The sequence below is a fragment of the Pseudonocardia sp. ICBG601 genome, from assembly GCF_020496245.1.
Genome location: NZ_JAHLJA010000026.1, coordinates 1 through 25,236, shown reverse-complemented (window position 1 = coordinate 25,236; position 25,236 = coordinate 1). Strand labels below are relative to the sequence as shown.

24 protein-coding genes and 3 pseudogenes are annotated in these 25,236 nt (G+C 74.5%); 10 read left to right on the top strand and 17 right to left on the bottom strand.

The features are described 5' to 3' along the window. Nucleotides 1-75: 75 nt before the first annotated feature. Nucleotides 76-954 (bottom strand): class I SAM-dependent methyltransferase, encoded by an 879-nt coding sequence (locus tag KPL57_RS09290; protein WP_226351254.1) that lies wholly within the window; start codon nt 952-954, stop codon nt 76-78. Between KPL57_RS09290 and KPL57_RS09285 the strand changes: the two genes are divergently transcribed. Beyond that, nucleotides 867-3,632 carry an alpha/beta fold hydrolase gene (locus tag KPL57_RS09285; RefSeq protein WP_226351253.1) on the top strand — a complete coding sequence of 922 codons (2,766 nt, stop codon included), beginning with the start codon at nt 867-869 and terminating at the stop codon, nt 3,630-3,632. The genes KPL57_RS09290 and KPL57_RS09285 overlap by 88 nt on opposite strands. Nucleotides 3,633-3,695: 63 nt before the next feature. Continuing rightward, complete coding sequence (locus KPL57_RS09280; protein ID WP_226351252.1) at nt 3,696-4,268, top strand: GNAT family N-acetyltransferase; 573 nt, start codon at nt 3,696-3,698, stop codon at nt 4,266-4,268. Between the two features lie 62 nt (nt 4,269-4,330). On the opposite strand, the gene KPL57_RS09275 is transcribed toward KPL57_RS09280, so the two are convergent. Continuing rightward, nucleotides 4,331-4,585 (bottom strand): DUF3039 domain-containing protein, encoded by a 255-nt coding sequence (locus KPL57_RS09275; RefSeq protein WP_043279309.1) that lies wholly within the window; start codon nt 4,583-4,585, stop codon nt 4,331-4,333. Between the two features lie 26 nt (nt 4,586-4,611). Beyond that, the gene (locus tag KPL57_RS69505; protein WP_308252833.1) at nt 4,612-5,898 is read right to left on the bottom strand and encodes an alpha/beta fold hydrolase; all 1,287 of its coding nucleotides are present in this window, start codon (nt 5,896-5,898) and stop codon (nt 4,612-4,614) included. Nucleotides 5,899-5,938: 40 nt separating this feature from the next. Between KPL57_RS69505 and KPL57_RS09260 the strand changes: the two genes are divergently transcribed. Continuing rightward, nucleotides 5,939-7,690: a GNAT family N-acetyltransferase gene (locus tag KPL57_RS09260; protein WP_226351251.1), complete on the top strand. Its 1,752-nt coding sequence runs from the start codon at nt 5,939-5,941 to the stop codon at nt 7,688-7,690. Nucleotides 7,691-7,712: 22 nt separating this feature from the next. On the opposite strand, the gene KPL57_RS09255 is transcribed toward KPL57_RS09260, so the two are convergent. From KPL57_RS09255 to KPL57_RS09245, 3 genes are read right to left on the bottom strand one after another with little or no spacing between them, the layout of a single operon-like run. Further along, nucleotides 7,713-8,903, bottom strand: coding sequence for an AMP nucleosidase (locus KPL57_RS09255; RefSeq protein ID WP_020622892.1), 1,191 nt, complete (start codon nt 8,901-8,903; stop codon nt 7,713-7,715). Beyond that, nucleotides 8,900-9,307, bottom strand: coding sequence for a helix-turn-helix transcriptional regulator (locus KPL57_RS09250; RefSeq protein WP_226351250.1), 408 nt, complete (start codon nt 9,305-9,307; stop codon nt 8,900-8,902). The genes KPL57_RS09255 and KPL57_RS09250 overlap by 4 nt, the downstream gene beginning before the upstream one ends. Nucleotides 9,308-9,334: 27 nt before the next feature. After that, nucleotides 9,335-9,940 carry an HhH-GPD-type base excision DNA repair protein gene (locus KPL57_RS09245; protein WP_226351249.1) on the bottom strand — a complete coding sequence of 202 codons (606 nt, stop codon included), beginning with the start codon at nt 9,938-9,940 and terminating at the stop codon, nt 9,335-9,337. A 10-nt stretch (nt 9,941-9,950) separates the two neighbouring features. Here KPL57_RS09245 and KPL57_RS09235 point away from each other — a divergent pair. From KPL57_RS09235 to KPL57_RS09225, 3 genes and pseudogenes are all read left to right on the top strand, one after another. Then, nucleotides 9,951-11,539, top strand: a pseudogene (locus KPL57_RS09235) (methyltransferase). Further along, nucleotides 11,536-12,009 carry a D-aminoacyl-tRNA deacylase gene (dtd, locus tag KPL57_RS09230; protein ID WP_226351248.1) on the top strand — a complete coding sequence of 158 codons (474 nt, stop codon included), beginning with the start codon at nt 11,536-11,538 and terminating at the stop codon, nt 12,007-12,009. Before KPL57_RS09235 ends, dtd begins: the two are co-directional and overlap by 4 nt. A gap of 99 nt (nt 12,010-12,108) precedes the next feature. After that, complete coding sequence (locus KPL57_RS09225) at nt 12,109-12,393, top strand: YggT family protein (protein ID WP_020622897.1); 285 nt, start codon at nt 12,109-12,111, stop codon at nt 12,391-12,393. Nucleotides 12,394-12,532: 139 nt separating this feature from the next. On the opposite strand, the gene KPL57_RS09220 is transcribed toward KPL57_RS09225, so the two are convergent. The 5 genes from KPL57_RS09220 to KPL57_RS09200 form a co-directional block, all read right to left on the bottom strand. Then, entirely contained in the window at nt 12,533-12,781 is a 249-nt protein-coding gene (locus KPL57_RS09220; RefSeq protein WP_226351247.1) for a hypothetical protein, read from the bottom strand. A 223-nt stretch (nt 12,782-13,004) separates the two neighbouring features. Further along, nucleotides 13,005-13,487, bottom strand: a complete 483-nt coding sequence (locus KPL57_RS09215; RefSeq protein WP_226351246.1) for a helix-turn-helix domain-containing protein — start codon at nt 13,485-13,487, stop codon at nt 13,005-13,007. A gap of 194 nt (nt 13,488-13,681) precedes the next feature. Then, nucleotides 13,682-14,821, bottom strand: a complete 1,140-nt coding sequence (locus tag KPL57_RS09210; RefSeq protein ID WP_226351245.1) for an alpha/beta hydrolase — start codon at nt 14,819-14,821, stop codon at nt 13,682-13,684. Nucleotides 14,822-14,862: 41 nt separating this feature from the next. Continuing rightward, the gene (locus KPL57_RS09205; protein ID WP_226350739.1) at nt 14,863-16,086 is read right to left on the bottom strand and encodes an ISAs1 family transposase; all 1,224 of its coding nucleotides are present in this window, start codon (nt 16,084-16,086) and stop codon (nt 14,863-14,865) included. A gap of 105 nt (nt 16,087-16,191) precedes the next feature. Then, on the bottom strand, nt 16,192-17,025 hold the full coding sequence (locus tag KPL57_RS09200) for an IS5 family transposase (protein WP_226351313.1): 834 nt from the start codon (nt 17,023-17,025) through the stop codon (nt 16,192-16,194). Between the two features lie 210 nt (nt 17,026-17,235). Here KPL57_RS09200 and KPL57_RS09195 point away from each other — a divergent pair, with 210 nt between their 5' ends. The 4 genes from KPL57_RS09195 to KPL57_RS09180 all read left to right on the top strand — a co-directional run bounded on the left by KPL57_RS09195 (nt 17,236) and on the right by KPL57_RS09180 (nt 21,287). After that, nucleotides 17,236-18,594 (top strand): alpha/beta fold hydrolase, encoded by a 1,359-nt coding sequence (locus KPL57_RS09195; protein WP_083908054.1) that lies wholly within the window; start codon nt 17,236-17,238, stop codon nt 18,592-18,594. 203 nt (nt 18,595-18,797) lie between these two features. After that, complete coding sequence (locus KPL57_RS09190) at nt 18,798-19,946, top strand: sigma-70 family RNA polymerase sigma factor (RefSeq protein ID WP_226351244.1); 1,149 nt, start codon at nt 18,798-18,800, stop codon at nt 19,944-19,946. 247 nt (nt 19,947-20,193) lie between these two features. Further along, the gene (locus KPL57_RS09185) at nt 20,194-20,733 is read left to right on the top strand and encodes a flavin reductase family protein (protein WP_020627816.1); all 540 of its coding nucleotides are present in this window, start codon (nt 20,194-20,196) and stop codon (nt 20,731-20,733) included. Beyond that, entirely contained in the window at nt 20,730-21,287 is a 558-nt protein-coding gene (locus tag KPL57_RS09180; RefSeq protein WP_226351243.1) for an NAD(P)H-dependent oxidoreductase, read from the top strand. The genes KPL57_RS09185 and KPL57_RS09180 overlap by 4 nt, the downstream gene beginning before the upstream one ends. A 24-nt stretch (nt 21,288-21,311) precedes the next feature. Here the strand turns inward: KPL57_RS09180 and KPL57_RS09175 are convergent, their stop codons facing one another. From KPL57_RS09175 to KPL57_RS66125, 6 genes and pseudogenes are all read right to left on the bottom strand, one after another. Further along, a complete protein-coding gene (locus KPL57_RS09175) occupies nt 21,312-21,467 on the bottom strand; it encodes a hypothetical protein (protein ID WP_226351242.1) in 156 nt (51 codons plus the stop codon). After that, complete coding sequence (locus KPL57_RS09170) at nt 21,464-22,324, bottom strand: MFS transporter (protein ID WP_226351241.1); 861 nt, start codon at nt 22,322-22,324, stop codon at nt 21,464-21,466. The genes KPL57_RS09175 and KPL57_RS09170 overlap by 4 nt, the downstream gene beginning before the upstream one ends. A gap of 62 nt (nt 22,325-22,386) precedes the next feature. After that, nucleotides 22,387-23,061 (bottom strand): HAD family hydrolase, encoded by a 675-nt coding sequence (locus KPL57_RS09165; protein ID WP_226351240.1) that lies wholly within the window; start codon nt 23,059-23,061, stop codon nt 22,387-22,389. Between the two features lie 107 nt (nt 23,062-23,168). Then, a complete protein-coding gene (locus tag KPL57_RS09160) occupies nt 23,169-23,717 on the bottom strand; it encodes a GNAT family N-acetyltransferase (RefSeq protein ID WP_226351239.1) in 549 nt (182 codons plus the stop codon). 35 nt (nt 23,718-23,752) lie between these two features. Further along, nucleotides 23,753-24,801: pseudogene (locus tag KPL57_RS09155) on the bottom strand (L-lactate permease). A gap of 115 nt (nt 24,802-24,916) precedes the next feature. Then, nucleotides 24,917-25,021: pseudogene (locus KPL57_RS66125) on the bottom strand (L-lactate permease); the annotation flags it as partial. Between the last annotated feature and the right edge of the window lie 215 nt (nt 25,022-25,236).

The window sequence follows — 25,236 nt, the reverse complement described above, 5'->3', positions numbered from 1 at the left end:
ATCAGGGTAGCCGGGCGTCGTGGCGGCGCCGCCCGGTGGGCGGGCAGGGAGCCTCCCCGGCGGTGACGGGCCAGGTCAGCCCCGGGGCAGCCGCGGGCGGCGGGCAGTGAGGACGAACGCGGGCGGGAGGTTGGCGAGCACCGCGCGGCCGTGCACGACCTCCTCGAAGGCCGCGGCGAGCCGGCGGCGGAGCCGGCGGGCGGGCGGCAGGGCCCGGGTCACCGAGTAGCCGAACTGGGTCAGGGCGCCGTGGGGGTTCAGACAGCCGGCGACGACGTCGGTCAGCCACGGCTCCTCGCGCGGGTAGGCCGCCCACGGCAGCCCGGACACGACGACGTCGGCACGGGCGAGCCCGCGGGCGGCCAGCAGCGCGGGCAGCTCGGCCGCGTCGGCGACGGCGACGTCGAGGCCGGGGTGGCGGGCCCGCAGCAGCGTGGCCAGGCGCGGGTTCAGCTCGACGGCCAGATGGTGGCCGCGGCCGCCGAGCCGCTCGGCGATGACGTCGGTGAACGCCCCGGTGCCCGGCCCCAGCTCGACGACGACCGGGTCCCCGGTCGCGGGGACCGGCGCCGTCGCGGCGAGGGCCAGCGCCCGGGAGCTCGGCAGCGCCGATGCCGTGCGCAGCGGGTCGCGCAGGAATTCCCGTAGGAACGCACCCGCCCCGGCGGTGGAGGTCAGCGTTGCCGTCAGCGGGGCCGTCTGCGGTGACGTCTGCGGTGCCGGGGACGGGTGGACGGTGCGACGGTGCTCATCGGGCTCCGGGTTCTCGTGCGACGCGACCGGGCCACCGTGCCGGTCCGGTCCGAACGCCGCCCGACGACGGGGTGAACGCGCCGCGACCGGTCGCGGTGGGGATGATGGAGGCGATGAGCGAGCGCGACCGCACCCCAGCCGACGCCGGCCCCCTCGCCCTGCCCGCGGCGGGGCTGCGGCTGGCGGCCGCCGTGTCCGCACGGCCGCTGCTGCTCCTGCGCCGCGGCGGCGGCTGGGTCGCCGAGCTGGGCCGGGTCGGCCTGGGCCGCTCCGACCTGGCTCCGGACGTGCCGGCCGGCCCGGTCGCACCGGTGGCGCGGTGCGTGGCCCAGGTGCTGCTCGCGACGACCGGGGCGGTGGCCGGGCTGCTCGACGACGCCGTCGCGAGCCCCGACATGCCCCTGCCCGCCGCGGACGCCGAGCGGCTGCGCGCGACCCTCGCGGGCCTCACGTCACTGCTGCTGCCGGGCGCCGGCCCGCTCGTGATCACCGGATCGGCGGGAGCCGGTGCCAGGGACGGCGCCGCTGCCACGGCCAGGACCGGTCCCGGCCGGCAGGACGACCGCGGACGGGCCGCCGCCGTGACCGACGCCACCGCGGCCACCGCGGCCACCGACACCGTGGCCACCGACCGCGTGGCCACCACCGACAGCGTGGCCACCGACACCACGACCGCCGACGAGGCCTGCCCGGCCCCGGCCGAGGCCGCCGAGCGGGTCTTCACACCCCCCGGCGCCGACACCCCCTCGGTCCCGTTCGACACCGGCGCCCGCGACGCCCGGGGCGGCCCCGTCCCCGGCCGCGACGTCGCCGCCACCCCCGGCGCGGTCGTCCTGCGCACCCCGATGTTCGAGCTGCTGCAGTACCTGCCGCGGACCGAGAAGGTGCGCGACACCCCGGTGCTGGTCGTCCCGCCGCTGGTGCACCGCTACTGGCTGGCCGATCTCGCGCCGGGGTACTCGCTGGTCGAGCACCTGCTCGAGAAGGGCCTGCAGGTGTTCGCGCTGTCCTGGCGCCCGGCCGGCCCGGCCGACGCCGCCCGGGACCTCGACGCGCACGCCGCCGCCGTCCTCGACGCCGTCGACGCCTGCGGGCGGATCACCCGCGCCCCGCGGGTGTCGCTGCTCGGGGTGCGCACCGGCGGGCTGCTGACCGCGGCGGTGCAGGCCCACCAGGCCGCGATCGGGCTCGACGACCGGGTCGCCGCGGTCGCCTACCTCGCCACCGTCCTCGACCAGTCCGACGCGCTGCCCGGCTTCGCGCCCGACCCGGCGACCGTCGCGGAGACCGCCGACCTGGCCGCCCGCGACGGCGTCCTCGACGGCGCGACGGCGGTGCGGGCCTGGGCGTGGCGGCGCGGCCCGGACCGGGTGCTGCCGTGGGCGGTGCCACACGGTGGCGGGACCGCCGACCTGGACGGCCGCGCCGCGCGGGCGATGCGGGCCTGGGTGGCCGACCTGCTGCCGCTGCCCGCCGGGCTGCACACCGACCTCGCCGCGCTCGCCGCGGCCACCGGCGACGGCGCGGACCCCGACCGGCCCGACGTGCGGGTCCTCGGCACCCCCGTCCGGTTCGCCGAGCTGCGGCGCGACAGCTACCTCGTGGCCGCCGACGACGACCCGGTACAGCCCTGGACGGGTGGGTACCGCACCGCACAGCGCCTCGGCGGCGGCTGCCGGCTCGTGCTGGCCCCCGGTGACCAGGCGGGGGCGCTGATCGCACCGCCGTCGATGGCGACCGGGTTCCGGGCCGCCCCCTGCTCCACCGGCGACGGCGTGGCGCAGCGCTGGCGGGCCGGGGCCGAGGCCGTCGAGGGCTCCTGGTGGGACGACCTGGCCCGCGGGCTGGTCGAGCGGTCCGGCACGGTGCGCGACGCACCCCCGAGCTGGGCGGCCGCCGCCTGCGACCGCTGTTCCCCGCGCCGGGCACCTACCTGGGCGAACCCGCCCCCGTCTGAGGGCGGGCCCGGGATCGTCACACCTCGGCCTTTCCGGCACCCCACCGCCCGGCCACGGCGCCTAGGCTCGGCGGTGATGACCACTTCCAGCTCCCGTCCCGTGGGCGGGGCAGGCCTCGAGGAGCACGACGTGCTCGGCGGCGGTCGGGCCCTGCGCGTCGTGCGTCGCCCCGCCTCCGGCCCGGGCCCCCGCCGTACCCCGCTGCTGCTGTGCAACGGCATCGGCGCCGCCACCGACGTGCTCGACCCGCTGGTCGCGGCGCTGCCCGCGGACCTCGACGTCATCCGGTTCGCCCCGCCGGGCATCGGCGGGTCAGCGGTGCCGCGGATGCCGTACCACCTGACGTGGATGGCGCACCGGCTCGGCCAGGTGCTCACGAAGCTGGGCGTGCGCGAGGCCGACGTCCTGGGGTTCTCCTGGGGCGGGATGCTGGCCCAGCAGCTGGCGATCAGCCGTCGACGACGGGTCCGCAAGCTCGTGCTCGTCGCGACCGGGCCGGGGGCGCTGATGATCCCCGCCTCGCCGCGGGTGATGGCCGTCATGACCTCGCCGAAGCGCCACCAGGACCCGTCCTACATCGACGCCGTCGCCGCCCGCATCTACGGCGGCTCGCTGCGCGACCACCCGGAACGGGCCGCGGAGGCACTCGGCGCGGGCGCCCGGCGCGGCCCGATGCGCGGCTACTACTACCAGCTGATGGCGCTCTCGGGCTGGACCAGCCTGCCGCTGCTGCCGGCGATCACCGCCGACACCCTGATCATCGCCGGCGACGACGACCCGATCGTCCCGCGCGGCAACGCCACGATGCTGCACCGCGGGATCCGCCGCTCCCGGATCAGCCGCTACCCCGGTGGGCACCTGGAGCTGCTGCTCGACCCGGAGCCGTTCGCCGCGGAGATCGACACCTTCCTGCGGTCCTGATCCCGGTCCCACCCGGCCCCCGCCCGAGCGGGTCCGCGCGGGTGGACGCACGATGGCCGGGTGGTGACCCCCGCACGAACGACCGGTGCACGCACGACCGGTGTACGCACGACGCCCGCCCGCCCGGCCCGCGACACGGTCCTGCGGCCGTGGGGTGGCCCGGCGGACTCGGCGGCACTGGCCGCGCTCGACGACGGCGCCCCCGGCATCGGCGACACCACCGGACCGGAGTGGCACGACGACGCCGCGGCCGACCCGGCACGGATGCACCTGATCCTCGAACGCCCCGGCGAGCCCGGCCCGGCGGGCTACGCCGTGCTGGCCGCGCCGCGCGGCCCGGAACCGGGCGTCGAGCTGCACCGGCTCGTGGTCCATCCCGACCGGCGCGGCACCGGCGCCGGGCGGGCACTGCTCGGTGCCGCCCTCGCCGTCGCCGGGGTGCCCGGTGCGACCGGGGAGACCCCCGAGCGGCCACCGTGGGCGGGGACGGGGCGGCTGTGGCTCGAGGTGGCCGCGGACAACGCCGCGGCGCTGGCGCTCTACCGGTCGGCCGGGATGGTCACCGAGACCGTGCTGCGCGCCGTGCCCGGTGACCCGTGCTCCACCCCGCTGCGGCTGCTGCTCGCGCGGGGCTGAGCCGGTCCCGGCGTGCCCTCAGCGCAGGCGTGGCGCCCTCTCGGCGCCGCCTCGGGCGGGTCTCACTCGCCGTCGCCGCCACCAGGGGGGAGCCCGTCGAAGATCTCCTTGCACTGCGGGCACACCGGCGACCCCGGCTTGGGCGACTTGGTCACCGGGAAGGTCTCGCCGCACAGTGCCACGACCATGTTCCCCAGGACGGCGCTCTCGGCGATCCGGTCCTTCTTGACGTAGTGGAACATGTCCGGCCGGTCGTCACCGGTCTTGTCGGTGGTCTCCGGCCGGGTGTCGACCTCGGGCAGCGTCGTCGTGGACATGGCGCCCATGATGCCCGAACACGGCCTCAACGCGTGGAGGTGGTGCCGCCGCCCGCCGTGCCCGTGGGCTGCTCGTCGTCGGTCGTGGGCCCGTCACCGGGAGGTGGCTCGTCCGCCTGGTCGATCACCGGGTGCGGGCGGGCCTCGATGGCCCGGTGCCCCTGGCGGTGCCGGTTGGGCTTCTCGGCCTTGCGCGGCAGCCGGTCGTTCGCGATCAGCACCGCCATCCACGGCAGCGGCACGGAGATCACGAGCAGGGTCACCGCGACCCACGGGTAGGTGTAGAAGACGCCGGCGAGGACCATGCACGGGATCCGCATGCCCATCGTCCACTTGTAGCGCCGCTTGCGGATCTCCAGTTCCTCTTCGTAGGACATCTGCGCGTCCGTGATGAGAACGGGGTCCTCGCGTCGCTGGTCAGCCACTGTCGAACCACCTCCCTCTCCATGGTGACACCCCTGTGCGTTCTCTGCGCGGGCGCCCGCGGGGCGCCTCGCGCACATCCGAGGGTCCGTCGACGGTGGGATCCAGCGACTCCCAGCGACGCAGCCGCGCGGCGAGCAGCCGCGACCACCACACGACGTCGTCCGGGGTCGCCGCGATCGACAGCCCGGCCGCGGGCAGCCGCTCCCGCAGGGTCTGCGCGGTGGACTCCGGATGCCCCGGGTCCCCGGTCCAGGCCAGGATCTGCACCGGCACCGTGATCCGCTCCAGCTCCTCCGGTGCGGGGAGGTCGGTGGCGGCCGCGCCGCGCAGGATGGCCGGGAGCAGGTCGGCGCGTACGTCGGGTTCGGTCCGCGGGCGGCCCGGGCGGCCGGGGGGAGATCCGCGTCGTCGGCGCCGGCGTCGAGCGCCGCGATGCCGGCGGCCTCCACGGCCAGCGCGGAGCGCTCGTAGTCGCGGGCCCGGGCGCGCCGGGTCTCCCAGGCGGTCGGCGGCAGCATCAGGGTGAGGCTGGCGAACCGGCCCGGGTCGGCCAGTGCGGCGTGCAGCAGCGTTCCGGCGCCCATCGACGGTCCGACCCCGTGCACCCGCTCACCGGGCAGGACGTGGTCGAGCAGCCCCAGCAGGTCCCGGGCCAGCGCGGGCCACCGGTAGTCGGCGGGGTCGGTGGTGCCGCCGGAGAGGCCGTGGCCGCGCGCGTCGTAGCGCAGCAGCCGGATGCCCTCGACCCGGGAGGCGATGTCGAGCCGCATCAGGGTCTCGCGGCGGCGGCTGGAGGTGAGGCCGTGCAGCGCCACCACCGCCGGAGCGCCGGGTTCGTCGCGTACGTCGAAGTCGAGCGTCGCCCCGGCGATCCCGAACGTGGCCATGCGCTACGCCTCCTGATCATCGTCGGCCTAGGTTATGGCCATGCGGCTGACGAGCGTGACGCACCTGCGCCTTCCCTACGGGACGCTGCTCGGCTACGACGTCACCGTCGGCCGCAGGGGCGACCCGGTCCCGGTCTCGTTCGACCAGCGCCGCCACGTCGACCGCGGGGACCGGCCCGGCTCGTGGATGGCGATCACCTGCCGGCTGCCCGCGGTCGACCTCGACGCGCTGGCCGAGGCCTGGCTGGCGGTGCTGCGCCGGCACGGGACGCTGCGCACGGTGTTCTCCCCCGGCCCTGCCGGTCCCCGGCTGCACGAGGTGGACCTGCGTCCCGGCCGCTGGGTCACCCACCCCATCGCGCCCGGCCAGGCCGTCGACGACGCCGTCCGGCGGATGCTCGACGAGCGCTGCACCCCCTACGCGGCGCCCTCGCACCGGCTCTGTGTGATCCTCACCGCGGACCGGCCGACGCTCGTCGTGGCCGCCGACCACGCCCACGTCGACATGTGGTCGCTGCTGGTGATCCTGCGCGACCTCGTGCAGGGCCTGGGCGGGACGCTGCCGGCCGGCACCGTGCGCCCCTTCGCCGAGCACACCGCCGCCCTGGCCGGCCGCGAGCCCGCACCCGACCAGGTCCGGCAGCGCTGGGCGGAGATCCTGGCCGCGGGCGGCGACGTGATGCCCCGCTTCCCGCTGCCGCTCGGGGAGCTCACCCCCGCTCCCCCGGAGCGCGTGGAGGTGCGCGACGTGCTCGGCGTCGACGACTGCGCGCTGTTCGAACGCCGGGCACGCGCATCCGGGGTGTCGACGCTGGCGTTGGTCACCTCGGTCATGACCCGCACCACCCGGGAGCTGGCGCACGCCCCGCTGCGCGCGGTGTTCCCGGTGCACAGCCGCTACGACGACCGGTGGCACGGCTCGGTCGGCTGGTTCATCACCAACGCGGTGATCGACGCGGGCGACCCGGACCCGCGGGCCTGCGCCGACGCCGTCCGCGAGGCCGTGCGGCTCGGGTCCTGGCCGCTCGACGACGTGCTGGCCCCCTGGGGCGGGATGCCCGAGGCCCCCGGCATGTTCGCGATCTCCTGGCTGGACCTGCGACGGCTGCCGGTGCGCATCGACCACGCCGGGCTGGAGGCGCAGTACGTCAGCTCCGCGGGCGACGCCGACGGCGTGATGCTCTGGTTCATCCTCGACGAGGCGGGCCTGCACCTGCGCTGCCGCTACCCCGACACCGACGAGGCCAGGGAGAACGTCGGCGCCTGGCTGGACCGGGTCGTCGACGGCGTCCGGGCCTCGGCCCACCCGGCGGGTGCGGACGTCGTGCTGGCCGGGGGCCGGCTCGTCGTCGACCGGGCCACCCGGGCCGACGTCCCCGCGGTCGTCGCGCTGCTGTCGGGCGCCGGGGACACCGCCGACCCGGACGACCCGGACGACCCGGACCTCGCGCCCTACGAGGAGGCCTTCGACGCCCTGGACCGCGACCCCGGCCGGTTCCTCGCGGTCGCCCGCGCCGGCGACGGCCGGGTGGTCGCGACCGTGCAGCTCACGATCCTGCCCGGGCCCGTCCTGCGTGGCACGACCCGGTTGCAGGTCGAGGGGCTGCGGGTCGCCGTCGGGTGGCGGCGGCGCGGGGTCGGGTCGGCGCTGCTGGAGTGGGCGCACGAGCACGGGCGCGCCCGCGGCGCCGTCCTGGCCCGGGCCGGGGACACCGCCGGGGACGGGCCGCACCCGTTCCTGGCGCGGTTCGGCTACCAGCCCGACCGGGCCGGGTACACCCGGCCGCTCTGACCCTGCCGGCCGGCGGGGCGGCTCAGGCCCCGTCGGGCCCGTTGCCGAGCAGCGGCTCGTCGGCGGAGCGGACCTCGGAGCCGGGCAGCCCGTCGGGGTGCTCGGCGCGGACCCGGTCCAGCGCGTCCAGCGCGATCCCGAGGTGCTTGCGCTTGCTCGTCTCGTAGAACGCCCGCGCGCCGCCGGCCAGTTTGGGCTCGGCGTGCAGCGGCTTGTCCGACACGCACAGCAGGGTCGCGTTCGGGATCCGGTAGCGGAAGCCGTTGGCCGCGATCGTCGCGGACTCCATGTCCACCGCGACGGCCCGGGCCAGCCGCATCCGGTGCAGCGTCGCGGCCTGGTTGAACTCCCAGTTGCGGTTGTCGGTGGTGTGCACGACCCCCGGTCGCCAGGTCGCCTCGGCCGCGCCGAGCGCGTCCATCAGGTAGCCGTTGAGCCGGATGCTCGGGATGACCGGGACGTCCGCCGGGAGCACCTCGTCGAGCACGTGATCGGCCCGCTGGTAGGCCGTGGCCAGCACGAAGTCGCCCAGCTCCTGGCGGTTCCGCAGGCCGCCACAGTGCCCGATCATGATCATGGTGTCCGGGCGGAGCACCGCGAGGTGGTCGGTGACGGTCTTGGCGTTGGCCGGGCCGACGCCGATGTTCACCAGGGTCACGCCGTCGCCGTCGGCGCCCGGGTGGTGGTAGGCGGGCATCTGGACACCGGCGCGGTCGGGCCGCTCGGCGTCGGGGAAGCGCTCCAGGAACGACTCGACGTGCATGGCGTAGTTGGTGAACAGCACGTGCCGCTGGAAGGACTCGGCCGGGGTGCCGGTGTAGTGCGAGAGCCGGTCGAGCGAGAGCGCCATGCGTTCCGGGCCGAACAGGAACAGCTTCTTCACGCGCAGGTCGAAGCGGTCCTCGTCGAGCGCGGCGAAGAACTCCGGGTCGGTGAACGCCCGGGCCGGTCGGGCGGCGCGGGCGGTGACGGTGGCCCCGGCGGCGAGCAGGCCGCGCAGCTCCCGGTGCAGGTAGCGGCGGATCGCGCACGGCCGGGCGAACTCGCCGGAGATCCGCGGGTTGTGCGTCGACCAGGGGCGCACGACCTCGAGCTCGGGGTACCAGCCGTCGTCGTAGACCGACTGGAGGGCGTCGAGCAGCCGGGCGATCTCGTGGTCGAGCTTCTCGGCCGGCACCGGTGGGCGAACCTGCTCGATCATGGCGGGGGTCACGACGCCTCCCCGTCCTCGGCGCCGTGCGCGTGCAGCGCGCCCGGGGCGACGGCGACCGCCGACACGATCTCCAGCACGCGGCGGGCGAGCCCGTCGGTCAACCGGTAGCGGACCAGCCGTCCCTCGCGGTGGGCGGTGACCATGCCGTGTGCGCGCAGCAGGCGCAGCGCGTGCGAGACGGCCGAGTCGCTCATCCCGACGGCGACGGCGAGGTCGGAGACGCAGAGGTCCCCGGCGTGCTGCAGCGCGAGCAGCAGCGACAGACGGTTGGCCTCGCCCAGGACGTCCAGGACGGTCGCCGCCTCGGCCACCTTCTCCGAGTCGGCGAGCACCGCGACGGCGTCGCAGACCTGGTCCGGGTCGATCACGCGTGCGCCGGCGAGCGCCTCCGGAACCTTGTGCACGCCTGTGATGCTAGCCCTCTCGGCGGATCACTTCGCCGCAGCGGCCTTCTTCTCGCGCGCCGCGGCCTTGATCGCCTTCTTCGTGTCGCGCACCTCGAGGAGGGTCTGCCCGTCGACGACGTCGGCCGCGGAGAGCCGGGTGCCGTCGGCGCCGTAGTCCCCCGCGGCCTCCCGCCAGCCGTCCGGGGTGACCCCGTACTGCTTGCCGAGGATCGCGAGGAAGATCTTCGCCTTCTGCTCGCCGTAGCCGGGCAGCGCCTTGAGCCTGCGCAGCACCTCACGTCCGTCGGGCGCGGCGCCGTCGGCCCCGGGCCGGGTCCAGATCGCGGCCGGGTCCCCGTCCCAGTCCTCCACGATCACGCGGCACATCTCCTGCACCCGCTTGGCCATCGAGCCGCCGTAGCGGTGGATGGCGGGCGGGGTGGTGGCGAGCGTCGCGAAGGCCTCGGGGTCGTGGTCGGCGATGACGCGCACGTCGAGCCCACCGAGGCGTTCGTAGAGCTTCAGCGGGCCACGGAACGCGACCTCCATCTGGATCTGCTGGTCGAGCAGCATGCCGATCAGCAACGCGAGGGGCTCGCGTTCCAGCAGCGCGTCGGCCTCCGGTTCCTGGGCGATGCAGATCCCGCTCATGCCGCACAGGATGGCACGCGACAATGGCGGGGTGCTCCCCCATCTCGACGCCGGTGCCATCGAACGCGTCCGCGGCTGCCTGCTGGACGCGGCCTACACCCCGGACGGCGTGCGCGCCCTGCTGGGGCGCTCCGCGCACGACGCGCTGACCCGCGGCGAACCGGAGCCCGCCGCCCGTGCCAGCCGCGACGGCGGTGAGCTCGGCACCCTGGTGCGGCTGTTCCTGCTCGAGGACACCGAGCCCGAGCCGGCGGTGACCGCGGCACTGGGCGACCTGGACCCGCTGCTGGAGGCCCGGATCCTGCGTCGCACCCCCGACGGCATCCGGGCCGCGCTGGACGTGCGCCCCTACGGCGAGGGCGTCGGCGCCGAGGGCGAGCCGGGCACCGACTGGTGGGTGGTGTCCGACATCGACACCCCCGCCGCGCGGCAGGACCGCGAGCACGTCACCGGCGTCGGCGGGGCGTCGCTGACGCTGGCCGCGGCGACCGTCCGCCGCCGGTCGGCACCCTGCTCGACCTGGGCACCGGCTGCGGGGTGCAGGCGCTGCACGGCTCCCGGCACGCGATGCGGGTCACCGCCACCGACGTGCTGCCCCGGGCGCTGGCGCTGGCCCGGCTGTCGCTGGGGCTGTCCGGGGTGGAGGTCGACCTGCGGGAGGGTCCGTGGTTCGCCCCGGTGGCCGGGGAGCGCTTCGACCAGGTGGTGTCCAACCCGCCGTTCGTGCCGGGCCCGCCGCGGGTGGACTACGTCTACCGCGACTCCGGCACCGCCGGGGACTCCGCGCTGGCCGCGCTGCTGGGCGAGCTGCCCGACCTGCTCAACCCGGGCGGGGTCGCGCAGCTGCTGGGGTCGTGGCTGCACGTGCGCGGCGAGGACTGGCCGGACCGGGTGCGTTCCTGGCTGCCCGCCGGCGTCGACGCCTGGGTGCTCCAGCGCGAGGTCGTCGACCCTGGCCTGCACGTGGGCACCTGGCAGCGCGACGCCGGGCTGGTCCCGAGCTCGCGGGCGGCGCGCGAGCAGGCCGGGGCCTGGCTGGACTGGATGGCCGCCGAGCGGGTGGAGGGGGTCGGGTTCGGCTTCCTGATGCTGCGCCGCACCTCCGACCCCGAGGCCGAGCCGACCGTCGTGGTCGAGGACCTGCCCGGCGAGCTGGGCGAGGGACTGGGCCGGGAGATGACCGGCTGGCTGGACCGGGTCGACTGGCTGCGCGCCCACACCCGCGACGACGACCTGCTGGGCGCACGGCTGCTGCTCGCCCCGGAGACCGTGCTGGAGTCGGCGTCGTCGGTCGACCCCGACGGCGGCTGGGCCGAGCTGTCCACGACCGTGCGCCGCTGGGGCGGCCCCGGCTGGGAGCACCCCGTCGACGGCCCGGCGGCGGCGCTGCTGGCCGGCTGCCGCGGCGAGCTGCCCCTGTCGGAGCTGCTGGCGCTGCTGTCCTACGCCCACGACCTGCCGACCGACGCCCTGGTCGCGGCGACCCTGCCCGCGGTGCGCGAGTTCGTGCGGCACGGGCTCCTGCAGCCGGTGGACGGCTGGCCGCACCCGGTGCCCGCGCGGACCGCGGCCGCGTCGCCGTCGGGGCCGGTCGGGTGAGGGCCGTCGTCGCGCGGGTGCGGCGGGCGTCGGTGACGGTCGAGGCGCCCGACGGCACACCGCTGCGGGTGTCCGGGGAGATCGGGCCCGGGCTGCTGGTACTGCTCGGCGTGCACGTCGACGACGTCGGCTCCGACCCCGCCGCGACCGCACGGAAGGTCGACACGATGGCCCGCAAGCTGCACGAGCTGCGGATCCTCACCGGGGCGGACGGCGGCGAGCTGTCCTGCGCCGACACCGGCGCCCCGCTGCTGGTCGTCAGCCAGTTCACCCTGTACGGCGAGACCCGGAAGGGCCGCCGGCCGTCCTGGTCGGCGGCCGCGCGACCGCAGGACGCCGAGCCGGTCGTCGACGCCGTGGTGGCCGCACTGCGCGGGCGCGGCGCGACGGTGCGGACGGGCGAGTTCGGGGCGCGGATGGCCGTGGAGTCGGTCAACGACGGGCCGTTCACGGTGCTCGTCGAGGTCTGAACGCCGAGCTCGTCGCCGCGGCTCTCGTCGCCGCAGTCTCGTCATCGCGTCACAGCGTCCTCTCACCGGACTCTCAGCCGGAAAGGGGACGATGTGGGCATGGTCGCGTATCTGCTGTCGTCGTTGCTGGGGTTGTTCCAGCTCGTCCTGATCGCGCGGGTCGTCGTGGACTGGATCGAGGTGCTCGGGTCCGGGCGGGGTGGCGCCGTGCTCGACACCGCCCGGCGGATCACCCACGGGCTCACCGAACCGGTCGTCGCCCCGATCCGCCGCCGGGTGCAGCCGGTGCGGATGGGAGCGGTCGGGCTGGACCTGTCGGTCCTGATCGTGTTCGTGGTCGTGCTGCTCGCCCGGGTCCTCGTGGTGCCGCTGATCCCGTTCTGACCGCCCTCGGGGTGACGGCTGGCCCAGCCTCTCCCCCACCGCCGGTAGGGACACCCGGTCCCGTCACACGACGACGGCCCCCGCCCGGGTGACCGGGCGGGGGCCGTCGAGGTCGTTCAGGGAGTCCCAGGTCGGGGACTCACTTGGTGGTGCTGCGGGTGGCGCGCGCGGTCTTCTCCGCGACGGCCTCGGCGCTGCGCCCAGCGTGCTCGGTCACGGCCTCGGCCGCCTTGGTCGCCTGCTCGGTGACCTGGTCGAACACCGAGGTACCGGCGCTGACGACGGTCCGCGCGAACTCGCGCTGGTGGCCGAGCACCTGCTCGTAGAAGTCGAAGACGCGCTCGACGGCGGCGCCCGCGTCGGGCAGCTGCGGGCGGTCCCCCGGCACCGAACTGGCGGGCCAGGCCGCTCGCGGCCTCGGTCCACCCGCGGACGGACTCGGTGACCAGGTCCTGGCCACGCTTGGCGATGTCGACGAACTGCTCGGTGGAGGCGGTCATCGGTGCTTCCCTCCCGGGAGACGTGTCTGGGGTGCGGACGGGGCGCACGACGAGCACCCCGGCATGCCAAGAAAACTACGCACGCCCGTTAAGTATGTCAAGCACGCCTGCTCAGTCCCGCTGCACGAAGCTCCGGTACACCCCGAGCAGCGCCGCCTTCTGCTCGTCGGACAGCCGTGCGTCGGCCTCGATCGCCGCCTCGACACCCGGCGGGGACGTGGCCGCGGCCTCCTCGGGCGGGGCGGCGTCGCCCGCGGTGTCCGGGTCGCCGACCGCCCAGCCGGCCCGGCTGAGCATCTGGTCGGTGTTGAGGTGCAGCGCGTCGGCGATCGAGCGCAGCACCTTCAGCGACGGCTGGTGCAGCCCCCGCTCGACCTGGCTGAGGTAGGCGTTGGACACCTGGGTCATCGCCGCCATCTCCCGCAGCGAGAGCTTCGCCATCTGCCGCTGCGCCCGGATGAACCCGCCCAGGGCGTTCACCTGCGCGCTCCAGGCGTCCTCGGCGGCCCTGCGGCCGTTCTCACGCAGCTCGTCGGCAGTGGTCCCCCCGGCGCTCGGTCTCCGGCGGCCGCCGCGGGCGCGGGTCTCCCCCACGCGGCAGTCGCCGGCGCGCGGGCACAGAACGTACGCGGTCCATGGCGACGCATTCTCCCCGCCGGACCGCGGTTGTGCACGCATCCGGTGCAGTGTCCATGATGGATGGTGCCGGTCGCCGGCCATCGTGGACACCGCGCCGCCCGGGTGACCAGCGGTCATCATCGGGGCGGCGACGGGGCCGGGGTGCCGGATCAGCCCCGCAGCACGTAACGGCCGGGAGCGGGCTCCAGCGGCGGGTGCGCGTCGGACCCGATCCTCTTCGGCGCCGCGACCTCCGCGCCCGCACGCTCGGCGATCCACGGCGTCCAGTCCTCCCACCAGGAGGCCTTGCGCTCGGTGGCGTCGTCGCGCCAGTCCTCGGCGCGGGCCGGGAGGTCGTCGCTCTCGCCGAACCAGTGCCGCGACTTCGGCGACGGCGGGTTCACCACGCCGGCGATGTGCCCGGAGTTCGACAGCACGAACCGCACGGTGCCCCCGATCTTCGACGCCCCGGTGTAGACCGACTTCCAGGGCGCGATGTGGTCGGACTCCGCGGTGACGACGTAGCTGTCGGGCCGGATGTCGGCCACGTCGAGCCGCTCCCCCGCCAGCTCCAGCTTACCCTCGGCGAAGCGGTTCTCCAGGTACAGCGTCCGCAGGTACTCGGTCTGCATCGCGGCCGGCATGCGGGTGGAGTCGGAGTTCCAGGTCAGCATGTCGAAGGGCTTCGGGTCCTCGCCGAGCATCCAGTCGTTGACGACGTAGTTCCAGACCAGGTCGGTGGACCGCAGCAGGTCGAAGGTCGTCTTCATGCTGGTGGCGGGCAGGTACCCGTCCTTGCGCATGTTCCGCTCGAGCCGGTTCACCGTCTTCTCGTCGGTGAACACGCCCAGCTGGCCGGGGCCGGAGTAGTCGAGCAGCGTGTTCATCAGGGTCAGCGAGTTGACGCGCTGGTCGCCCTTGGCCTCCAGCCACGCCGTCATCGCCGCGGACAGTGCGCCACCCAGGCAGAGCCCGGCGACGTTGACCTTGTCCTGCCCGGTGATCTCCCGGACGACGTCCATGGCCGCGACCGGCCCCTCCTGCAGGTAGTCGCTCATCGTCACGTCGGCCAGCGACGAGTCCGGGTTGCGGTAGCTGATCATGAAGACGGTGTGGCCGTGCTGCACCGCCCACTCCACCAGCGACTTCTGCGGCGCGAGATCCATGATGTAGTACTTGTTGATCCACGGCGGGCTCATGAGCAGCGGGACCTCGTGGACCTCGGCGGTCTGCGGCTCGTACTGGATGAGCTCGATCAGCCGGTTGCGGAACACGACGTGCCCCGGGGTGACCGCGAGGTCCTTGCCCACCTGGAAGGCGCGGGGGTGACCTCAGGGCCCCGGCAAAGTCGCTAGATGATCTTGTAGGTGGTCAGTGGTCGATGGGGGTCGCGGGCGTGGTGGCGGAGTGCTGCGGCGATGTTGCTGACGCCGTGCAGGCGTAGCGCGGTGATCGCGAGGTTCCGCAACGCCGACATGACCTGCGGGGCGTGACCGGTGTGGGCGGTGGCGCGGTCTTCGTCGAAGCAGACATCACGGACCCAGTGCAGGCGATTCTCGATCGACCAGTGCCCACGGATCCAGCGGGCGAGCAGTCCTGGATCGGCGTCGGTGCTGGTCAGGCTGGTGATCGCGTAGGCGGTCTCGGTTCTCCACTTCCCGCCAGGCCGCAGTGGGCGACGCCGGCGCACCAGCTTGATCGCCTGGGATGCGTGGGGGAAGAACTCTGCGCCCAGGTCGGGACAGGGGTGCAGGCTGACCACGCTGATCGTGCGGGTCTCGACGCGGCCGTGCCCACGCCCGCGTTGACGATCAGCGACGCCGATCTGGGTCCAGGGCAGCGCCCGTACCCGTGCCAGCAGCGTGGGCTGGTTCGCTTTGATCGTCATCAGGTAGTGCCCGCCGCGGCGGTGCAGGTAGTCGGCGTGGGCTCGCTGGGTGTGCAGAGCGTCCGCGGTGACCAGTACATCGTCGAGGTCGAGGGGGTCGAGCAGCGCGGTGAACGCGGTGATCTCGCTGCCCTTCTCTGCGACCTGAACCTGGCCGAGCACGCCACCGCTGGTCTGGTCGAGCACCGACACCAGATGCGGGAGCCAGACCCTGCCGTCGGCGGCACGGACGCGGGCGCCGCGCAGGGTCTTGCCGTCCAAGGCCAGCACGCGACGCTGTTCTCGCCGGGGTGTGCCCTCCGGGGCCGGCTGGGCGCTGAGCTGGGGCAACACCCAGGACTGCAACGCCGCCTCCAGCGCCGAGGCGTCGACCCGTTGCAGGACCCGGCGGATGGTCGACTCGTGCGGAGCGACCGCGCCCACCCCGAGCACGTCCAGCACGGCGCGGCCGACGTCATGGGCGTACTCGGCGATCGCGGTGAACGACCGGGCCCCCGCCAACACCGCGCACGCCCCCAGTAGCAACACCGCGAGGACACCGTGGCGGACACCGCGTGGTTTCCGCGGGTCCGGCACTCGCGACAGGGCCTCCACCAGCGACAACCCCGCCGCCTCACCGACCGGCGCGGCTCTCCCCGCGTCAGGACCGACCTCCAGGCCTTCCAGAGCAGCAACGATCGGAGACACTGACACTGCGGACACAGGCTTCCTGACGTGAGCAAGGATTCGACACCCTCATGATCACGCCAAGCCTGTGTCCGCACCCACCCCCACCCCCCACATCACCGCAGCTCAGGACCCACCCATCACGACTTTGCCGGGGCCCTGGGGGTATCCACGGGCGATGCGGCGGGTGATGGTGTTGATCGCGGCCCAGCGGATCATGGCTTCGGATGTGGTGGGGTGGCGTTCGTAGTCTCGGGCCAGGCGTCGGTGTGCGGTGAGCCAGGCCAGGGTCCGTTCGACCACCCACCTTCGTGGGAGGACGGTGAATCCGCGCTGCTCGGGTGGCTTGCGGATGATCTCGATCGTTGTCTGCAGGATCGTGGCGGCCCAGTCGAGCAGTCGCCCGGCGAAGCCGGCGTCGGCGTAGACGAACCGCACCCTGGTGCGCAGGTAGAGGTTGAGCAGGATCGGCTTGGCGCCGTCGCGGTCCTGTACCGAGGCCGAGCACACCATCGTGGTCAGCAGCAGACCGAGGGTGTCGGTCACGATGAACCGTTTCCGCCCGCCTGTCTTCTTCCCGGCGTCGTAGCCGCGGGAGTCCTGGCCGACGGTGTCGGCGCCCTTGACCGACTGGGAATCGATGATCCCCGCACTCGGCTCCGGATCACGGCCCTCGGCGATACGTAACTGCCCCCGCACGACCGGGAGGATCTTCTCGGTGACCTTCTGCTGTTCCCACTGGTTGAAGTACCAGTAGACGGTCTGCCAGGGCGGGAAGTCCACCGGCAACGCCCGCCAGGCACACCCGGTCCGCACGACATACAAGATCGCGTCCAGCACGTCCCGACGAGCATGAGCAACAGGCCGCCCCCGCCGCGCGAGCGGCGGTAACAACGGCTCGATCACCACCCACTGGGCATCACTGGTGTCCGAGGGGTACCGGCGCGGTCGTTCCTGCATGCCGACCACGATGGAGCACCCCAGCCGTGTCGACCATCCCGACACACCCACCATTTCCAAACACGCTCTGAGACTTGTAAGGCCTCTCACCTGCGCTAAGGGAAGCAAGCACTACTCCGGAGTAGCCAGCGCTTGCTTGAGATACCGAACGCGCTTTACCGTTCGGTAACCCGGTTAGCCCCCGGTCATCAGAGTTGATGGGAGAGGCCCATGAGCACGGCGATCACCCGACGGTCCGCACCCTCCGGGGAGCACGGACCACGTGCCCTTCCCGAGACCCCCGTGGCCGCGGCCACCGGGAGCGACGACCGGCCGGACCCCCTCCGGTACCTCGTGTCGTACAACACCCGGAACCTGACGAAGGTCGTGACCGAGGTCGGTCGCGCCACCGGCGCCTACTGGATCGACGCGGTCCAGCGGATGGCCCGGCCCGGCGACGCCGCCCGGCGCGGGCTGCTGTGGCTCTCGGCGATGGCCGACCGGCGCGAGCCGACCTGGCACCTGGCCAACGAGGTGGTGCTGTCGACGCCGTTCGCGTCGTTGCGCGACTTCACCGCCGCCGAGCACCGCGACGACGACGTGGTCCCCACCCTGGTGCTGCCGCCCCAGGCCGGGCACTCCTCGACCGTCGTGGACTACTCGCCGCAGCAGAGCCAGATCGCCATGATCCGCGCCTCGGGCCTGACGAAGGTCTACGCACTGGACTGGCGGCCCGCGACGACCGCGACGAAGAACGTCACGATCACCGACTACCTCGCGGTGATCGACCGGTCCATCCGGCGGATGGGCGGCAAGGCCAACCTGGTGGGCGACTGCCAGGGCGGCTGGCTGGCGACGATCTACGCCGCGCTGCACCCGGACCGGGTCAACACCCTGACCCTGGCCGGGGCGCCGATCGACTTCCACGCCGGCGAGTCGGTCATCGCCGCGTCGACCCGGCTGATGGCGGGCACGATGGGGATGGCGCCGTACAAGGCACTGGTCGCCGCGGGCGGCGGCAACATGCCGGGTTCGGCGGTGCTGTCGAACTTCATCTCGATCCAGCCGCAGTCGGAGATCTCCCGCCAGCTGCAGCTGCTGGAGAACATCGACGACCCCACCCACGTCGAGCGCTACCGGGTGTTCGAGGACTGGTTCAAGTACACCCAGGACATCCCCGGCGCGTTCTACCTGTGGCTGGTGGAGAACCTGTTCTGGAAGAACCGGCTGATCAAGGGCACGCTCACCGTCGACGGCCGGACCGTCGACATGGGGGCGATCGACTGCCCGCTGCTGCTCCTGGCGGGCTCGTCGGACCACATCACCCCGGCGCCGCAGCTGTTCGCCGCGGCGGAGAAGGTCGGGACCCCGGCCGCGGACGTCACCTACCGGACGGCGAGCGCCGGTCACCTGGGCCTGTTCATGGGCCGCGACGCGCTGCGCCACGACTGGCCGGTGCTGATGGAGACCGTGTACGGCCACTCGGTGCCGGGCCGGAAGAACACCGGCGCCGGCAAGGCGTCGCGGCGGCGCAGCAGTGTCCGGGCGGTGGCCGACCCGCGGGACACCCCGCGGGTGCCCGCACCCTGACCGGCCCGCCCGGACGGGTCGCTCACTAAGAGGACCCTGAGAGAACCGCAACTGCATGTGACCGACGACACGGCCCCGCAGCCACTTTTCCCGGCCTGCGGGGCCTTGTCGTGGGAACGATCCCCGGAACGGATGCGTTGACTCCGTACAGGGCAAGCGGCGAGGCCCATCAATCGCCCGCCGCAGCCCGCGCAGGGGAGGAATTGCACATGACGGTGACCACGACCGCTCCGGCCGTACCCGGCCCGCGCCTCACGACCGAGGCCCCCGCTCGCGCCACCGTGTCGTCGTCCGACACGAAGCGGACCGCCCCGCCGGTCGCCCGCAGCTCCCGCCGTCGCACCGACGGCGACGGAGGCACCGCGCTGGAGACCACCGTACCCGGTGCCGCGGCCGCCGTGGCGGAGGATCTCGACGCCCAGAGCCCCGCCGCGGACCTGGTGCGCGTCTACCTGAACGGGATCGGCAAGACCGCGCTGCTGACCGCGGAGCAGGAGGTCGAGCTGGCCCGGCGCATCGAGGCCGGCGTGTTCGCCCAGCACCGGCTGGACACCGCCGCCGCCGACGGCACGCTCGACGAGCTGGACCCGCAGTACCGCCGCGACCTGCGCGCGGTCGTCCGCGACGGGCTGCTGGCCAAGAACCACCTCCTGGAGGCGAACCTGCGCCTCGTGGTGAGCCTGGCCAAGCGCTACACCGGGCGCGGGATGCCGCTGCTGGACCTGATCCAGGAGGGCAACCTCGGCCTGATCCGCGCGGTGGAGAAGTTCGACTACACCAAGGGCTTCAAGTTCTCGACCTACGCGACCTGGTGGATCCGGCAGGCCATCACCCGTGGCATGGCCGACCAGGCCCGCACCATCCGGCTGCCCGTGCACCTGGTGGAGCAGGTCAACAAGCTGGCCCGGATCAAGCGCGACATGCACCAGCGCCAGGGCCGCGAGCCCACCGAGGCCGAGCTGGCGGCCGAGTCGGGCATCCCGGAGCGCAAGATCCAGGACCTGCTCGACCACGCCCGCGACCCGGTGAGCCTGGACATGCCGGTCGGGTCCGAGGAGGAGGCGCCGCTCGGTGACTTCATCGAGGACGCCGAGGCGACCGACGCCGAGAACACCGTGATCTCGAGCCTGCTGCACGACGACCTCCGCCGGGTGCTGGCCACCCTGGAGGACCGCGAGCAGAAGGTCATCCGGATGCGGTTCGGCCTCGACGACGGGCAGCCGCACACGCTCGACCAGATCGGGCGCGCCTTCAAGCTCTCCCGCGAGCGGGTGCGCCAGATCGAGCGCGAGGTCATGTCGAAGCTGCGGGTCGGCGAGCGCGCCGACAAGCTGCGCGCCTACGCGAGCTGAGCCGGATCGGCCGGGCGTCCCCCCACCCGGCTCCGGTGAAGGACGGCCGGCGGAGCGATCGCTCCGCCGGCCGTTGCCGTCTCGGGCACCCCGGGGCTCCCCACGAGTTCGGGATGCACGGCACGGGGAGTTCTACCGGATCGATTCCGCGGCGGGTGGCGCGACACGACGACGGGCCGGGGGTGGCGCGTGCCACCCCCGGCCGCGGTCGTTGTCGCTGCCGGGTCGGCGCGCCTACAGTCGAGTCATGTCCCGCTCCTCCACCGGACCGGCCGTGGGCGCGCACTCCGCCCCGGTGACCCCCTCGGTGACCCCGGAGGCCATGCGCGACGCACTGGGCGCGTTCGCGTCCGGCGTCGTCGTCGTCACCGCGGTCGGACCGGACGGGCCGATGGGGTTCACCTGTCAGTCCTTCGCCTCGCTGTCGCTGGACCCGCCGCTGGTGAGCTTCGCGCCCTCGCGCGGGTCCTCCACCTGGCCGCGCATCCGCCAGGTGGGCCGGTTCTGCGTGAACGTGCTGGCCGCCGACCACGAGCACCACAGCGCCGGCTTCGCCCGCTCCGGGGTCGACAAGTTCGCCGGGGTGTCCTGGACGGCGGCGCCGTCCGGCTCGCCGGTCCTGGAGGGCGTCGGCGCCTGGGTCGACTGCACCCTGTGGAACGAGTACGACGGCGGCGACCACACGATCGTCGCCGCCCGGGTCGACGCGCTCGGCGCGGACCCGGAGCGGCTGCCGCTGCTGTTCCACCGCGGCACCTACTCCCTGACCCCGCGGGCCGCGTCGTGAGCGGTGTCGTGAGCGGTGGCGCGGGCCGCATCATCGGCGTCGTCGCCGGGCCCGAGCCGGGCGGGCGCACCGCGGCCGTCGTCGCCGGGATCCTCGCCGGCACCGGGGCCGACACCGCGCTGATCGAGCTGTCGCAGACCCCCGTCGCCGAGGTCACCGCGGCCTTCGCCGAGGCCGACGCCGTCGTGTTCGGCAGCCCGGTCTACCGGGCCGGGCACACGGCGTCGCTGCGGGCACTGCTGGAGGCCACCGAACGCGGCAAGTGGGGCGAGAAGACCGCCCCGCTCCAGGGCAAGGCGGCCGCGGTCGTGCTGACCGGGGCGAGCGGGCACCACTTCCTCGCCGTCGACGGGCTGCGCTCGGTGCTGGCCGGGTTCTTCGCCGTGCAGGTCCTCTCCCCCGGGCTCTACCTCGACCACTCCGGATACCTGGACCGCAACACCCTCACCGAACAGTCCGCGGAGCTCGCGGCGGCGCACGGGCGGGCACTGGCCGACCTGACCACCGCGGTGCGCGGCTCCGAGGCGCTGCGGGCGATCACCCCAGTCGTCTGAGCACCACCCGCGTCAGTGCCCGCGTCACCGCCCGGCCGGGGCGGCGGCGCGGGCGCAGCCGAGCGCCACGAGCGCGCCGAGCAGGGTGAACCCGGTCGCGACCAGCACGGCCACCTGCCAGCCCGCCAGCAGCTGGGCCACCGGCTCGTTCCCGGCCGGCGAGGTCAGCACCGAGGTCACCGTGACACCGACGGCGGCGCCCAGGTAGCGGGCGGTGTTGTTGATGCCGCTGCCGGTACCCGCGCGGTCCGGCGGCACCGAGGCCACTGCCTCGCGGCCGAGCGTCGCGTTGACGACCGGGGACCGGCCATCGGGTGCGGCACGACGAACTGGACCACGACGAACCCGGCCAGCAGTGCCGCCCCGACTACGAGCAGCACGACCGTCGCGGTGGTGACCGGCAGCCGTCGCGCCTCGGTGAGGCCTGCGAGCAGCACCGTCAGCCCGGCCGCGAGCAGCACCATCCCGCTGACGTCGACCGGCCGCGGGGCGCCGGCGGTGGACTCGGTCAACAGCGCCCGCGCGGCCACGGCCAGCACCAGCCCGGCGACGCCGACGGCCAGGTAGAGCACCCGCCACGGCAGCACCCCGGCGAGCAGCGGCCCGGCGGCGATCCCGGCGGCCAGCGCCGCGCCCCACAGCCCGGTCGCGGCCGAGCGGCGCGGGCCCGGCGGCAGCGCGTGCCCGATCAGGGCGAGACTGCACGCGACGACCGCGGCCGCCCCGACGCCCTGGCCGATCCGGCCGGCGACGAACCCGGCGGTGCCGGTGGCGAACGCCCCGCCCGCCGAGGCCAGGGCCAGCACCACCGCGCCGGTCGTGAACACCGCGCGCCGCCCCAGCCGATCGGCCAGGGTCCCCGCGGTCAGCAGCACCGCGGTGAGCCCCAGGCTCATCGAGCTCAGGATCCAGGAGCGCCCCGACGGCGAGGAGCCCAGGTCGGCCGCGATCGGGGCCAGGGTGGCCAGTGGCGCGGTGTAGCTGACCAGGGCCAACGTCGTTCCGAGCGACGCCACCGCCACCGTGCGTCGGGCCACGCCGCCACCCCCGTCGTCACCGCTGACCGGTCATGATCAGGACGGACGCTACGCCGCGGGGCTCAGCTGGGCAGGCCGAGCAGCGCGGGCAGGTCCGCGACCGAGTCGATGACGGCGTCGGCGCCCGCGGCGCGCAGCCGCGGCTCGCCGTGTGCCCCGCCCCGCACCCCGACGGCGAGGCCCGCCCCCGCCCGGACGGCGGCGTCGATGTCGGCGGTCGCGTCACCGGTCACGGCGACCTGCGCGGGCTCGGTCCCGGCCCGCCGGGCGGCGGCGTGGAGCAGGTCGGGCTCTGGCAGGCCGCGACCGTCGACGTCGGCGGGCGACAGGACCATGTCCGCCCGCTCGGTGAACCCGAGCGCCGACACCAGGCGGTCCCGCAGCTCGGGGTCGAACCCGCAGGTCAGAGCCACGCTCAGGCCGGCGTCGCGGAGTGCGTCGAGGGTCTGCGCGGCGCCGGGGACCGGGCGTACGCGGCCCGCGTCCAACGCGGCGTGCAGGTGGTCGGCGAACGCGGAGTGCGCGCGGCGGGCCCGGTACATGTCGCCGTCGAGCAGTTCGCCGAGCACCGTCATGACCGGGCGGTCCATGGTCGCGCGGGCCTGGCGGTCCAGCGCCGGGTAGCACGGGCCGTCGACACGGACCCCGGCGGCGCGCAGGGCGGCACGCAGACCGGCGAGCACGAGCCCGTCGTCGGCCATCGTCGTACCCGCCAGGTCGAGCACCGCCAGTTGCACGGGTGAACTCCACCGGCGCCGGATGACGATCACCCGTCTCCCGGTCGACTTCCGGGTGAACCGGCCGCGTCACTCCGGGGCCGGCGGACTCCGGGGCGTTGCGGCGGTCACCACAGCTCGCCGTCGCGCCAGTCGCAGACGAGGGCGCGGGTCGGGTCGAGCGGCGCGTCGACGGGCAGGACGTGCACGCTGCCGCGCTCGTCGGGGGTGTCGACGATGCCGTCCGGGGTGAGTGCCGCGAGCGGGCCGCGCCACGGTTCCCACCCGAGCCTGCGGTAGAGCCGCGCGGCACGGGCGGCGGCGCCGAGGGCCCCGAGCCGGTACCCGCCGCGCACGATCCGGTCCACCTCGGCCATCAGCAGCCCGCCGAGCCCGCCGCCCTGGAGCCCGGGCCGCACGGCGACGGCCTCGACGTAGCCGGTGCGCAGCGCGACGCCGTCGTGCAGCAGCCGCCGCCCCACGACGGCCGCGTGCCCGACCGGGTCGTGCACCGGCCCGGCGAGCACGTGCACCCCGCCGAGTGCGTGGTCGAACGAGGCGTCGTCGAACCCGCCGGTCCCGTCGGCGTCGGCGGGGAACGCGGCGTCGAGCAGGGCGCGCAGGCCCTGTAGCCCGTCGCGCCCGAGATCGGCGGTGGGCAGGACGGTCAGGCGCACCCGGCCGATCCTTCCGCAGGGCCCCACTCCGTGCCTCAGAAGGTCGGGAGCATCCATCCGAGCACCGGGGTCGACTGCAGGAACACCAGCACGCACAGCACCGCGAGCAGCCCGACGCTCCACAGGACGGTCCGCCGGAACAGCTCGGACTCCCGGCCGGCGATGCCCACGGCCGTCGCCGCGATGGTCAGGTTCTGCGGGCTGATCATCTTCCCGACGACGCCGCCGGAGGTGTTCGCCGCGACCATCAGGTGCGGGTCGAGCCCGGCCCGCTCGGCCGCGGTCTGCTGCAGCGTCGCGAACAGGGCGTTGGCCGAGGTGTCCGAGCCGGTGACCGCGGTGCCGAGCCAGCCGAGGATCGGCGACAGGAAGGCGAAGGCCGCGCCGGTCCCGGCGATCCAGGTGCCGATGGAGATCGTCTGCCCGGACAGGTTCATCACGTAGGCGAGCGCGAGGACGGTGGCCACGGTCAGGAAGGCGAACCGCAGCCGGTACGCGGTCCCGGTGAACTCGCGGACGGCCGTCGCGGGCGGCAGCCGGTACAGCGCGGCGACGCCGATGCCGCAGATCAGCAGCAGCGAGCCGGGTGAGGACAGCCACTGGAGGCTGTAGACCGTGGTCGACACCGGGTCCCCGGACGCGCCGAGGACCTGCCCGTCCAGGCCCGGCCACCCGATCCTGACGTCGGTCCCGGACAGGAAGGACGTCACCGGGCCGACCAGCTTCGCCACCGAGAACACCACGATGATCAGCAGGTATGGGGCGAAGGCCATGACCAGCCGGCCGGCCGACAGTGCCTGCGAGCGCTCGGCGAGGGTGCGCTGCTCGGTCGCGACGGACCGGCCGCCGTTGGCTCCGCCCGGCTCCTCGACGGGCGCGTCGGCGGTGCGCTCGATGCGCAGTGTCTCCCTCGCCTCGGCGCCGCCGCGCGGCTGCCAGAAGCGCAGCAGGAGCACGCCGGCGGCCAGCCCGGCCAGCGAGGCGACGATGTCGGGAGCTCGACCGACAGGTAGGTGGCGGCCAGCCACTGGGCGAGGGCGAACGCGAGTCCGATGACGAGCGCGACCGGCCAGACCTGGCGCACGCCGCGCCTGCCGTCGACGAGCAGCACCAGCAGCGTCGGGACGACGACCGCGAGCCACCGGGGTCTGGTGTCCGACGACGGCACCGATCTCGTCGTACGGGATCCCGGTGAGGGTGCCCGCGGTGATGATCGGGGTGCCGACCGCGCCGAACGCGACGGGTGCGGTGTTGGCCAGCAGCACGACGACCGCCGCCCGGACCGGGGAGAACCCGAGCGCCATCAGCATGACGCCGGTGATCGCCACCGGGGGCGCCGAACCCGGCCAGCGCCTCGAGCAGCCCGACGAAGCAGAACGCGATGATGATCGCCTGTACCCGGGGGTCGTCGGAGATCAGCCCGAAGGCGGCGCGCAGGTCCTCGAACCGGCCCGCGGGCCACGGTGAGCTGGTAGAGCCAGATCGCGGTGAAGACGATCCACATGATCGGGAAGAGACC